This is a genomic window from Klebsiella sp. CB_Kp196, from assembly GCF_040061575.1.
GTDB classification, from domain to species: Bacteria; Pseudomonadota; Gammaproteobacteria; order Enterobacterales; family Enterobacteriaceae; genus Klebsiella; species Klebsiella michiganensis.
The window spans coordinates 123919-135855 of the sequence record NZ_JBEAFH010000037.1; the positions used below are offsets into that span (position 1 = coordinate 123919).

The following is an 11937-nucleotide window of genomic DNA, read 5'->3' on the forward strand; positions in this document are numbered from 1 at the left end:
AAATACGACATTTTCAGGCGGGACTGCCGCCAGTGATGGCGACAGTTTTATGAGTATGACTACGGCGTGTCATGATTTTTCTTTGAATATCGATGAGAGTTATCAGCGCGATGTAAGCGCACTGAATGACGGGCTGTTGCGAATAGAGGCGATAGTTCGTTCTCCTTCTGCCAGCGAAGCCGCGTTTGTATGGACAGAGGAAGCCTCCCGGATGAGAGGGTAAGGGTGTTTGACCGCTGATCCGATCACAAATTCGGCCGCTTCATGAGCCGTGATGCTGATAGCCCCATGACCTTCTGCGAAAATTGCCAGCTCACGTTCGAGCAGGGTATTTCCGATCTCCAGTTGCCCGGCGTTAGTTGCCAGCCATGCGATATCATGATCTGCCTGCGGCTGATAAGTCCACTTCTGACCATCTGAAAGCCGCACGTGCAGATAAGTCATTGATGCTGGTGAAGGGACTGGACTGGTCCTGCCATTGTACTGTCCCAGTAAAATACGGGCTGGGCCATCGTGCATAATAGCTTCAGCTTCGAAATAAAGGCTTTCTGCCGATGCCAGTTCCAGTTCAGGCGGTAAAGCCACCCAGAGCTGAAAACCTCGCATGACTTTCCCCGGTAAGGGCTCACCCGCATGCCAGACCCCACTACCTGCTCGCATCCACTCCACAGAACCATCAGACATGGAACCTTGTTTTCCTGTGGTATCCCCGTAAGTCATACCACCTTCAAAGAAGGCCGTAAGGGTTGCAATACCTGAATGTGAATGAGGTATAAAACCGCGGTTATACGGTGGGAAGAACTCAAACAAATCAAGAAAAACGAACGGCTTGATATCATCTCCCAGATCATCCGGGCTCAGTAATCGCGTAATGGGGCCTAATCGATGGCCCTTCGTACGGTAGGCAATGGCGCGATTCACGCCCTGGCTCTCAAGAGAATCGGTCATGATAGATTTTCCTTCAATATACAATTCTGGCTGTGTGCTTTTTTTCACGAAGGGCCGCAGCCACTTCGTGTCCGATAAGTTTGATTGAATGACCCATTGCCTCAGATCCTGCAGTGGCAGCACTCATCTGAAATGACAGCCGGTCAATACCGCCCAGTGATGTCGATATTGCCTGTGCTTTGGCTATCACGGTTGGCGGATCGCCAACGAGGTATGCACCGTCAGGGCTACAGGAGGCATCAAATTGCTCACGCGTCACTGGCCCCCAACCGCGCTCTTTGCCCACTTGTGTGAAAGCATGCAGCCAGCCTGGATAAAACGCGTCTTTTGCTGCTTTCGCGGAGTCAGCCACAAAGCCGGTAACATGTAGCCCCACCCTAAGCTGTTCGCGATGGTAGCCGGCACGAATACCGGCCTGCAGGTAGAGGTCGATTAATGGCCGGAAACGATCGGGTCTGCCCCCGATAATCGCCACCATCAGCGGCAGACCCGCAGCTCCGGCCCGGATGAAGGAGTGCGGTGTTCCGCCAACACCTACCCAAACCGGCAGCGGATTCTGCATTGGCCGGGGATAGACGCCCTGGCCCGTAAGCGCTGGACGGTAACGGCCTGACCATGTGATGTGTGTTTCCCTGACAAGTTGCTGCAAAAGTCCAAGCTTCTCTGTAAATAGAGCGTCATAGTCATCCCTGGAGTGACCAAATAGCGAATAAGCTTCTGCAAAAGAACCACGACCAACGGTGATTTCGGCACGGCCCTGCGAGAGCAGATCCAGGGTGGAGAAGTCCTGAAACAACCTCACCGGATCAACCGTACTGAGAACCGATACCGCACTGGTTAGTCTGATTTTTTTCGTTCGTGCGGCGGCGGCCGCAAGAATGACTGCAGGTGACGAATCGGCGAAATCAGTACGATGATGTTCACCGACACCGAACACATCTATACCAGCCTCGTCGGCAAGAGTGATTTCCTCCAGTAATGCCGCAAGACGTTCTGCCGGATTAGGTATGCGTCCGTTGTTCCTTTCAGGTAAAAGTGAAGCGAAACTGTTTATGCCTATTTCCACATTTAACTCCTTGTGCCGGTTTTTCAACGTAACCCCGGTCATGGGTCAGATAACCGTTGTTTCAACCTCGTTCTTCGCCCTGGCAAGTGCCGTTGCTCTGGCGTCATCTCCCAGAGCAAGACCTTCCGCACGAAAAATGGTGATGTCAGAGAGTCCGATGAAATTAAGCGCAGCGGTAAGCAACGTTTCCTGATGGTCAAGATGGGCGACAGGGCTGGTACCGCTGTAAACGCCACCGCGAGTTGAAGCGATATACACTTTTTTACCTGCTGGAAGCAGACCTTCCGGACCATTCGCGGTGTAGTGGAATGTCCTCCCCGCGACAAGTACACGATCCAGCCATGCCTTGAGTTGGCTCGGAAGCGAAAAGTTGTACATCGGAACGCCAATAATAATGATATCCGCTGAGAACAACTCATCGATGTAGGTGCTGCCCAGAGCGATGTCGTTCGCTAACGATTCTGAAGTCGGTGTATTTCCCTGAAACACAGCCAGATGGGCAGGGCTCAAATGCTGTAATTCATCTGCAACAAGATCGCGTCGCAGAAGTGTGGCTCCAGGGTTTAATTTCACTTCTTTAGCGACGATTTCAGCAGTCAGGCTGCGGCTGACAGAGTTGCTACCCAGGATGCTCGAGTCGATATGCAGAATAGTAGTCATATTAAATCTCCGGTGAGTGGACTGTGGTCAACGTAAAAAATAGTGCCGCCACCATAATTGCACCTACGAATGCATCTGAACAGCCGTTATAATCTTATGGATACCATCTTGAATTCAGATACATTGGTGAGGGTTTATGCTTGACGGAATATCGCTCGACCAGCTTCGAACATTTGTTGCTGCTGTAGATGAAGGGAGCTTCTCGGCCGCTGCCCGTCGTCTTGGCCGGGCTCAGTCAGCAGCCAGTGAGCTTGTGCGTGGGCTGGAACTGCAATTAGGTGTCACCTTATTCGATCGCTCAGGGCGCTATCCATTGCTGACACCTGCAGGCTCGGCATTGCTTGTCAGCGCGCGAAAAGCCGTTTCTATTGTGGATGCCATGAAATCGCAGGCAAAAGGCATGGCGGCCGGACTGGAACCCGAACTGGCTGTGGTTGTGGATGTCTTTTTTCCCATTGATGCCCTTGCGGGAGTCGCTAAAGAGTTTCGTCAACAGTTCCCGGCAGTACCGCTTCATGTGTACGTAGAAGCTCTTGGCGCTACTTTCCAGCCCGTTCTGGATAGACGAGCCACGGTGGGTATTGTTGGTTTTCTGCCATTGACGCCCCCCGGAATCATCACTGAACCTTTGGTGAATATTCCTTTTGCAATGGTAGCTGCGGCAGAGCACCCACTGGCAGCGTATCCAGGCCCAATCCCGCAGAGTGAACTCGCAAAGCATGTTCAGCTGGTACTGACCGATCGTTCTGAACATTCAAAAGGGCGCGATTTTGGCGTAATGTCTCCCAAAACATGGAAACTCGCTGACCTGTTTGCCAAGCGCGCATTCCTGCTTAATGGACTGGGCTGGGGAGGAATGCCTCTCCACACCGTGCAGACCGATCTGGATAGTGGTCGCCTCGTACGTCTGGCCATTGAGGAAGAACCTCAGGGTGGGGTCAGTATGTTGATGTCAGCAGTGTATCGTGTGGATAATCCGCCAGGCCAGGCAGGCCGCTGGCTTATCGACCAAATAATGGCCTGCTCCAGCCACAGGTAACCATATTACTGGCTGGTACTTCAGCTCAATGGTGGTTCGCGTAAACCTGAAACCACTGGTTCAATATCATCCCCATGATGAAAGCGTATATGAATGCCACCAGGGGTAGTGTCGGACCTGATTTATGGAAGGGTTAAAAATGTGACAGACGTCCGTCCGCTGGCTGAACGTGGTCTATTCACTATTTATGTGGCCCTTCAATAAACACAAATTCCAGCGCCGTCCGTCGCTGCGCAATTCGATGATGCTCAGCGGGTGGATGTCGATACGCGCAAATGAGTGAAGCGGGGCGCCGAGAACGTCGACGATCGTGGCGCGGATTGCGGCGGCAGGCGCAATGGCACAGTGGCGACCTCGAATATCGACGTGTTTAGCCAGCCAGCTGCCACAGCGCGCCAGCAGTTGAGCACGTGACTCTCCGCCCGGGGGAGCGGCACCCTCCAGCCAGGCCTGGAACGCTTCGGCGTCTTGCATCATCACCTCACGCACTGGCCGACCGGCCCAGATGCCGTAGTCGGGTTCCGCCAGTTCCGTCACTGGCGTACCCTGTAAAGAGAGCGCGGCGGCGGTTTGCCTGGCGGCGGCGTCCGGGGCGAACCAGACGCGGTGATAACGGGCGACACTGCTTTGTAGCTGGCGCGCCCGTTGCCACTCCCGCGCCTCCAGAGGGTCATCACAGGGAAAGTGTGAACCTCTGGAGGCTGCCGTTTCTCCCTGACAAATCAGCGTTAGCGACGCTCTCATGTTGTTAACCGCGCCGGAAGGCCGGGCGATGTTCGCGTGTCGTCGGCGTGCGTTCGGCTAAAGCACCGAAAGCCACGCCGATGACGCCCCAGAGCACCAGATGCGTGCCGAAGGAACTTATGCGGAAACGCCATAGCAGGTCCGCCGGGAAGTGGTCGGAGACTTCGTTCACTGTCGGCATCAGGGCACAAACCACGAGCATCAGCGCCACGGCGAACAGCGTTGCCCACATCATCGCATTCCCTCTGCCGAGGCGCGGCGTGAGCTGATGTGATAACCACGCGGCCGCGATGACGATGCCGATAGAAAGCAACATCATGACGAAATAGAGCCCGGTACGATAGCCGATGGTCTCCGGGTTGCCGACTGCGGGCGGATTGGGCGGGTATTTCAGACCTGGCATCAGGCTCATTGCCAGGAAGCCGGCCAGCGCCAGGCACAACGCCAGCACACGCGGGTCCGATGGCCCAAAGCGCTGGTAGCTAAAGGCCCACGCCAACGCCAGACCGCCGCCCAGCGCGGCGCCAAACAGCGCCATGCCGGTCATCAGGCCGATCCCGGACTGGGTCTGTCGGCTAAACACCTCTTCTTCTTCGCCGTCTGCTGACGCGCCGTGATGGTGAGCGTGAGCTGACATGCTTTTTTCCAGCCCAATCGCGCGATCGACCTGCGGCTCGCCGAAATGGTGTGCAAAGGCAAATGCCACCATCCCGGCCAGAACGCCGGCCATCATCCCTTTAAATAACAGTTTGCCAATCATTTCCGCCTCCTCAGTGGCAGGGAAAGCCCAGCAGATGACGTGCGTCGTGGAAGAATTCATGCACCTGCGTGCCGGAAAACATCGACGTTGCGCCTTGCTCTGCGCCAACGAAATAAATGGCCAGCAGCGCCAGCAGGGCGGTGAACAGCGCCCAGGGCAGCAGTTTCGCGACAGGAATGGGGGCAGCCGGGGTGTGGGCATTAAGGGTGATATCACTCATGGTGTAACTCCATTATCGATTTTGCTGTTGGTAGCGAGTGCCGGACTCACCGTGACCGGCACGCCCGGCGAAAGGTGATGATGGCTATGTGCCGGCGGGCAACTGGCGTTCGCCAGTACAATCGGCTGGCCGTGGGGCGTGTTGAGGTACGCCTGGCGCCACTCCTGCGTCCGTCGGCTGATTTCATCCGGCACCGTCAGGTTGAGTGCCGTCATCATGTTTTCCATCGCCGCCGTCCACTGACGATAGTAGGCATCATTCGCGCTTTCACCCGGTTGCGCCGGCGCCGCTTTGATCTCTTTACTGAATGTCTGTACCCATTCTGCCCACGGGAACAGCCCGGCCCGGTGGAGATGGACTATCAGGGAGAACGCTTTTGCCTGCCAGGGCTTATCAAACACCGGTCCTTCCTCATCGCGCGGTAACCCGAGGGCGGCGTAATCGTGTTGTGCTACCGTATTCATGCTTCCTCCAGATAGTCGTCCCACAGATCGATGAACACTTTGTCAGGGCGCGGCTCTCCCCACAGCGCCTGTGCGGTGAAGCTGACGCTGTAAACATGCTGGGGATGTTCTCCCAGCCCGTGCGCCGCAGTATCTGGCGTGATAAACACACCGTGAGCGATCTCTATACGACCGACTTTATCGCGTGCGTAGCGTGGCAGGCGGGTATGGGTGGTCGGGTTGAAATTTTTCGTTCGTACCCAATCGCCCACCCGGAAGCGGGGCGCAACATCGTGACTGACCCGAGCAGACCCGCCGGTGCTGACAACCATCGACACCATCTCCTGCGTCAGCACAGGTGTGCCAGGCTTGCAGGGGGAAGGCTTCGCGCCACCCCACAGTTCTTCAACGGTGATCGCCCCCTTTGCCAGCAGCAGCGTTTCGAATGCATGCAGCCAGTGCTCGTAGTAGCTCGACTGCAAATATTCGGTCGGCTCCATACGTTCGATGGCGTGGCGAAATTCATCGACGTTAAAGTGTCCGCCGACGAACAACGAGGCGAACAGAGGAAATACCCGGCGTTCCCACTCATGATGGAAATAGGGCTCGTTTTCCTCGGTAGGGATCGGGCCAAGGCCGTGCATCCCCCCCAGATCATGTATCCCGTTCATGGTTTTCTCCTTTCGTTATGGTGCGCTAACCACACCGGTGCCAATCATCGAATCGCGCGTAATGAGTTCGCTCAACTGCGCTTCGCTCCAGCCTTCCGTGCCTGCCGGACGTTCTGGCAGGACCAGATAGCGCAGCTCGGCGCTGCTATCCCAGACGCGAATCTCTTTGTTTTCTGGTATGTGTAACCCGAACTCGGCGAGAACGCCGCGCGGGTCGATGACGATACGCGAACGATAGGGCGCTGATTTGTACCACACCGGCGGCAGACCCAGCACCGGCCAGGGGTAGCAGGAACACAGCGTACAAACGGTGACGTTGTGCACGTCCGGCGTGTTCTCCACGACCAGCATGTCTTCGCCCTGTATTCCGGAGAAACCCAGTTCAGCAATAGCGGCAGTGGCGTTTTCCATCAGTCGACGTTTGTATTCCGGGTCGCTCCACGCTCTGGCGACAACCTGTGCGCCATTTCGGGGGCCGACTTTGTGCTCGTAGGTGTCAATCAGCTCATCCAGCGCAGCCGGGTCGATCAGGCCTTTTTCCTGCAGCAGGGATTCCAGTGCGCGGACGCGTAGCTCGATATCAACGGGGGGTTGGGTATGGTCGTGGTCGTGTTTATGGCTCATTTTAGGCTTCCCGAGAGTTAAGGTTAAAACGTCCGCCAGTCACCGCAGGCTTCGAAAGCGGCGGCGGCCTGATAGAGCGTGTTTTCAGCGTAATGACGTCCTACCAGCATCATGCCCACCGGGAGTCCGTCGACCATGCCACAGGGGATAGACATGGCCGGGTGACCGGTGATGTCCTGCGCAGCGGTGTTACCGATCATTTCGAAAGCGCGCGAGATGTATTCGGTGATGGAGCAGTCCGGGTCTGGTATCGGCTGAGCGAGGACAGGCACGGTAGGCATCACCAGCAGGTCGAAATCGCTCAGGGCCCGGTCGTAGCCGGCGCGGGCCCGACGCGCGATATTCTGCGCTCTGGCGTAGTAGCGACCGTTATAGCGCTCCAGCCCATACTGGCCGACGAACATGCAGACTTTGAGCGACGGGGAGAGGGCATCCGCGCTGTTGCGCCATTGCGCGTGTTTGTCCAGCAGGCTGACGTCGTACTGGCCTTCCCAGTTAAAACCCATGCCATTGCCGTGCATCATCTGGGCGGTCAGACCTTCGCAGCCGATAGGCGACCAAAGCGCGCCCGCCAGCTTGTGTTCCGGCACGGAAATTTCGCTAACGATGGCGCCCAGCGCTTGCAGGCGGGCGATGGCGTCCCGCACCTTCGTTTCTACCTGCGGGTCCATATTCGACAACTGGAATCCCTCGGTCAGAATGCCGATTTTCAGGCCGCGCACACCTTTTCCGAGGGCGGCGGTATAGCTCTCTACAACGGGCGCGTACTGACGCGGGTCAAGCCCGTCACTTCCGGCGATGGTTTCCAGCATCAGCGCGTTGTCGCGCACGTTGGCGGTGATGGGACCGGCGTGGTCGATGGTCGCCTCAATCGGCATGATGCCCGTGTAAGGCACCAGACCGTGGGTCGGTTTCATGCCGTAGGTACCACAGAAGGCGGAAGGGATACGGATGGAACCGCCCTGATCGCAGCCTATCGCCATGTCCACTTCGCCAGCCGCCACCAGTGCGGCGCTTCCTGAGGACGAACCGCCGGAGGAATAGCCATGACGATGGGGATTGTGCACCGGGGCCGGGTCGGAAGTGTGGCTGCCGCCGGAGAGGCAGAAGTGCTCGCAGGTGGCTTTGCCGAGAATCGTCGCCCCGGCATCCAGCAGGCGGGTGGCCACGGTCGCGTCGTAGGATGGGACGAAACCTTCGAGCGTGGAGGCGCCGTTCATCATCGGTACGCCGGCGAGCGAGACATTGTCTTTCAGGGCGATGGTCCGCCCGGCCAGCGCGCCAGTCGCTGCACCTTTTACCTCCGTTTTGTAATACCAGGCATTGAGCGGATTTTCCTCGCCAGTCGGACGATAGCCGGCGGTGCGCGGATAGCGGACCTCCGGGATATCGTCGGGAAGGGAGTCGATCAGATCGTAGGCGTCGAAGTTAGCCTGCATCACCGCCAGATATTCCTCGGCCTGCGCCGGCGTCAGGCTGATATGCAGCCGACCGGCAAGCTCCTGGAGTTGTTCGGCAGTGGGACGTTGAATAGCCATGTTGTTTCCTTTTTCTGTGTTTGCTCATGCGCCTGTCTTGAACATAAGCCCGGAATGCCATCCTGACTTGGTTATCCGGGTCAGTCGTTTGGCTGAAATGGACACCCGCGCAGCCTGCGGGTGTCCGTAAGGTGTTAAGTCGGCTTATCGGCTTTAGGCCAGTGGATACCGACACTTTTCATGCCTTTGGTCACGTCCATGTCCGGGTGTGAGAGCACCACGTCGCGATACGAAGGACTGCCGATGACCGCGGGCTTGAATTGAGTCAGGAAAGCGGTGACCTCTTCACGAATATCCTGCGGTACATTGAAGTTTTCGTAACACTCGTCGATAGACTCGAATACGGCTTGCCAGTGCACCTCGGTCAGCCCCATGCCGCGGTGCGCGGTCACCATATCTCGTCCCCGATAGACGGTGTTGCCACCCCAGTGCTTGCACAAGAAATCAACGAAGTTGATATGCTCTTTCTGAAATGAAGACTCGGACACGTGCGCCCAGATATGGCCGATGTCGGGATGCTTCATACAGGTCTTCAACACTTCGCCTGCGAAGGCGTAGACGGCGTCATATCCGCCGAGACGTTCATAGAGAGACGGCTTTTGCTGCTGTTCGCTCATGGTGGATTTCTCCGTAACATGTGAGTGGAAGGGGGTGCACAGGTCTCTGTTCAATCAGAACAGTTTCATCACGCGCAGGGTGGTGTGGAGATCTTCCTTAAAACCGCCATCGACGTTGATGTCGCGTTGGAGCAAGCCCTGCACTTGCACCGTGGGGGTGATGAATTTCGACAATTCCAGCCTTACCTGATCCGAACGCGTCGCTTGTCCGTTTTCGACGCCGTCGATCTACTGTTTACCGCCCCACAATTTGGCGTAACCGGCGGAGACGGTCCAGGAGGTGTCTGCGGGCGGCGTCCAGCTTACCCAGCCCTGAAATTGATAGGTGTTGTCTTGTTTGAGGCGACCGGTGCCGATGCCCGTGGCATCGTCGTTGTCGCCATACCACATCGCATCAGCGGACAGCTGCGTGGCAAAACCGTTACCAAGCTGCTGCACGCCGCCAAGCTGCAGATCGAACTTCCAGCGGTTCTCACCGACGTTGAGCGTGCGCCCGGCATCGTAGGAACCGGCAGGGACGTACAGGTAGGGCACGAGGGCGAAGGTGGTGCTGGGGTTGTTCACCAACCAGACCGGGGCGGCCAGAATGGGGTCGCCCAGGCCGCTGGCGGAATCGAGGCGGATACCGCCCAGGGAGCCGTTATAAAGACGTCCGTAGGGCATCAGCACCTGCGGCGCGACCGTGAAGCCCCCCACATCCATATAGTGGACGTAACGAAAGATGCTGACGAAGGAGTCCAGCCCGGTGCCTTGCTTAATTTCGTCGCCACCTGTGGGGGTAAAGCTGTCTCGCGTGGCGTAGGTGAAATACGCCAGAATGGCATCGGTACCGGCAGGAGCCGGAATGAGATCCTGTGAGTTGAGATCGACCGCATGGGCCGGGATCGTCGCCAGCCAGAGTGTGCAGGCGACCAGGCTGATACGAGATGTGGTGCCACTAACAGTCATAACGTTACCCTCATGTCTGATATCTCTTGTTTATTTCCCGGTACCAACGTGGCCGGAAGACCTTACGGTTACAGATATTAGGGAGAAATTTGCTGCGTACTTGTTTCATAAGGACAGTCGTTTGGCTGGCAGGGACAACGGGCGGGCAGGCTGAAAAGGCCCATAGCATGATGCTCCGTCATAGCGCAGATGTGCACACCTTGAGTGCGGTTCTCGCTTTTTCGACGCCATTCGCGACGTGGGACGCCTGGCGCATCGACGGAGCGTCAGCGATATTTCCACTGCCTTAGCGCGGATGCGAGTGAGGGCTGGAGGGACATCTGAGTGCTGGCACGATAGTTGCTGTCTGTGAACCCGTGTCTGTTATTGATGCGGGAATTAAGGTGCGAGGTGAGCAATTATGAATAGCATCATGCCGTCTGCGGTCTGCTCCCACTATTCGACCATTGGCGTTGCCGAGTCGCGCCGCTTCGAGTATTGGAACGACGTAGTGTTGCGTCACTGCATTCCGGCCGCCAGCGTGCCCATGGCTGGGGTCGACTTTGACGCCCGGCTTGCGGTACGCGGGGTGGGGATGGTGGATATCTGTTCGTTGTCCGCGCCGTTGCACCGCTGGGAACGCACCGCACGTTATCTGAGGCAGGGGCCAGACGACGATCTGTGGCTGGGCTATATGCAAGGCGGGTACGGCCAGCTTGAACAGGGAGGGCGCAAGGCGGCGCTGGCGGCGGATAGTCTTGTGTTATACGACGCCGCGCAGACGTTCAGTTTCAGCCTTGGTGGGGGCGATAACCACCTGGTGCGGATCCCGCGGCATCTGCTGAGTTGTCGTTTGCCGAGGATTGAAACGCTCACCGCTATGGTACTGGACGACAGTCGGCCCGGCGTGATTCCACTGCGTGAAATGCTGCGTCAGGCGACAGCGATGCCCGCGTGTCTGGACAACCCAGATATTTCTGGCCGTTTCTCCCAGACGATGCTGGATCTGCTGGTGCTGAGTCTGGAATTGCAGGATCTGGATAACGTGAGTGCTGAGCGCGATCTGTACGCCAGGATGATGATTTACATTCGGCGGCAGCTTGTCGATCCAGATTTGAACATTGAGAGCCTGGCTCGGGCGCACCATGTTTCCATTCGCACCGTCACGCGTGCTTTCGCCCGCCACAAAAAAACGCCGATGGCCGTGATTTGGCAGGAGAGGCTGCGAGCAAGCCGAGAGGCCCTCGAACGCGGACGAGTCAGTAGCGTGTCCCAGGCGGCGCTGGATTTCGGCTTCTCTGATTTCTCTCATTTCAGCCACGCCTTCCGCAAAGCCTTTGGCATCTCGCCTCGCTCATTATTGCCCAAAGAGCAGCAGGGAGCGATGCCATCGAACAGGCACACCGGGTCAGACTCCTGAGTCTGCGCGGTATGAGTGAGAGCTGCGCGTGACGGAAGGCGCGCCCAGGCGTTGCGGCGGCAGGTGGATGACACGATGGCGTTAGTTCTTTAGCATTTGAATATCCCGGCTTAGCGCGGGGTAAGGTAAGGTTATGGGGGCGCATTGTGGCAGACTCGGCTTCTTTAATCTCATTTAACATAATATACATTATGCGCACTTAGGTTTGTAATGGCTCAATAGTAATGTCCGCCTGTGGCTCAATTCAGATGTCCGCGCTA

The 11937-nt window shown here is 57.0% G+C and carries 14 protein-coding genes; 2 read left to right on the top strand and 12 right to left on the bottom strand.

Going from position 1 to position 11937, the window contains the following annotated elements; translation table 11 throughout:
* Positions 1–102 precede the first annotated feature (102 nt).
* Genes ABLU87_RS11000 through ABLU87_RS11010 form a run of 3 tightly spaced genes read right to left on the bottom strand, consistent with a single transcriptional unit; the run spans position 103 to position 2674 of the window.
* Positions 103–948: a pirin family protein gene (locus ABLU87_RS11000; RefSeq protein WP_122117935.1), complete on the bottom strand. Its 846-nt coding sequence runs from the start codon at positions 946–948 to the stop codon at positions 103–105.
* 13 nt (positions 949–961) lie between these two features.
* Positions 962–2014, bottom strand: coding sequence for an LLM class flavin-dependent oxidoreductase (locus ABLU87_RS11005; protein ID WP_122117936.1), 1053 nt, complete (start codon positions 2012–2014; stop codon positions 962–964).
* Positions 2015–2059: 45 nt separating this feature from the next.
* Positions 2060–2674, bottom strand: a complete 615-nt coding sequence (locus ABLU87_RS11010) for an NAD(P)H-dependent oxidoreductase (RefSeq protein WP_025108354.1) — start codon at positions 2672–2674, stop codon at positions 2060–2062.
* Between the two features lie 136 nt (positions 2675–2810).
* On the opposite strand from ABLU87_RS11010, the gene ABLU87_RS11015 reads away from it, so the two are divergent.
* Positions 2811–3713, top strand: coding sequence for a LysR family transcriptional regulator (locus ABLU87_RS11015; protein WP_025108353.1), 903 nt, complete (start codon positions 2811–2813; stop codon positions 3711–3713).
* Positions 3714–3887: 174 nt separating this feature from the next.
* Here ABLU87_RS11015 and ABLU87_RS11020 read toward each other — a convergent pair whose 3' ends face one another.
* From ABLU87_RS11020 to ABLU87_RS11060, 9 genes are all read right to left on the bottom strand, one after another.
* Complete coding sequence (locus tag ABLU87_RS11020; protein WP_122117937.1) at positions 3888–4457, bottom strand: histidine phosphatase family protein; 570 nt, start codon at positions 4455–4457, stop codon at positions 3888–3890.
* Positions 4458–4461: 4 nt separating this feature from the next.
* Positions 4462–5217, bottom strand: a complete 756-nt coding sequence (locus tag ABLU87_RS11025; RefSeq protein ID WP_014229357.1) for a CbtA family protein — start codon at positions 5215–5217, stop codon at positions 4462–4464.
* 10 nt (positions 5218–5227) lie between these two features.
* Positions 5228–5437 carry a CbtB-domain containing protein gene (locus ABLU87_RS11030; RefSeq protein ID WP_004850884.1) on the bottom strand — a complete coding sequence of 70 codons (210 nt, stop codon included), beginning with the start codon at positions 5435–5437 and terminating at the stop codon, positions 5228–5230.
* A complete protein-coding gene (locus tag ABLU87_RS11035) occupies positions 5434–5901 on the bottom strand; it encodes a nitrile hydratase accessory protein (RefSeq protein ID WP_122117903.1) in 468 nt (155 codons plus the stop codon). The genes ABLU87_RS11030 and ABLU87_RS11035 overlap by 4 nt, the downstream gene beginning before the upstream one ends.
* Positions 5898–6551 carry a nitrile hydratase subunit beta gene (gene nthB / locus ABLU87_RS11040; protein ID WP_064378003.1) on the bottom strand — a complete coding sequence of 218 codons (654 nt, stop codon included), beginning with the start codon at positions 6549–6551 and terminating at the stop codon, positions 5898–5900. Before nthB ends, ABLU87_RS11035 begins: the two co-directional genes overlap by 4 nt.
* Before the next feature lie 15 nt (positions 6552–6566).
* Entirely contained in the window at positions 6567–7175 is a 609-nt protein-coding gene (nthA, locus tag ABLU87_RS11045; protein WP_009652266.1) for a nitrile hydratase subunit alpha, read from the bottom strand.
* A gap of 23 nt (positions 7176–7198) precedes the next feature.
* A complete protein-coding gene (locus ABLU87_RS11050) occupies positions 7199–8713 on the bottom strand; it encodes an amidase (protein WP_122117902.1) in 1515 nt (504 codons plus the stop codon).
* Between the two features lie 134 nt (positions 8714–8847).
* Entirely contained in the window at positions 8848–9330 is a 483-nt protein-coding gene (locus tag ABLU87_RS11055; protein ID WP_122117901.1) for a group 1 truncated hemoglobin, read from the bottom strand.
* 228 nt (positions 9331–9558) lie between these two features.
* A complete protein-coding gene (locus ABLU87_RS11060; protein WP_227633869.1) occupies positions 9559–10278 on the bottom strand; it encodes a transporter in 720 nt (239 codons plus the stop codon).
* Positions 10279–10678: 400 nt separating this feature from the next.
* Here ABLU87_RS11060 and ABLU87_RS11065 point away from each other — a divergent pair, with 400 nt between their 5' ends.
* Positions 10679–11677, top strand: a complete 999-nt coding sequence (locus ABLU87_RS11065; protein WP_032694994.1) for an AraC family transcriptional regulator — start codon at positions 10679–10681, stop codon at positions 11675–11677.
* Positions 11678–11937: the final 260 nt, after the last annotated feature.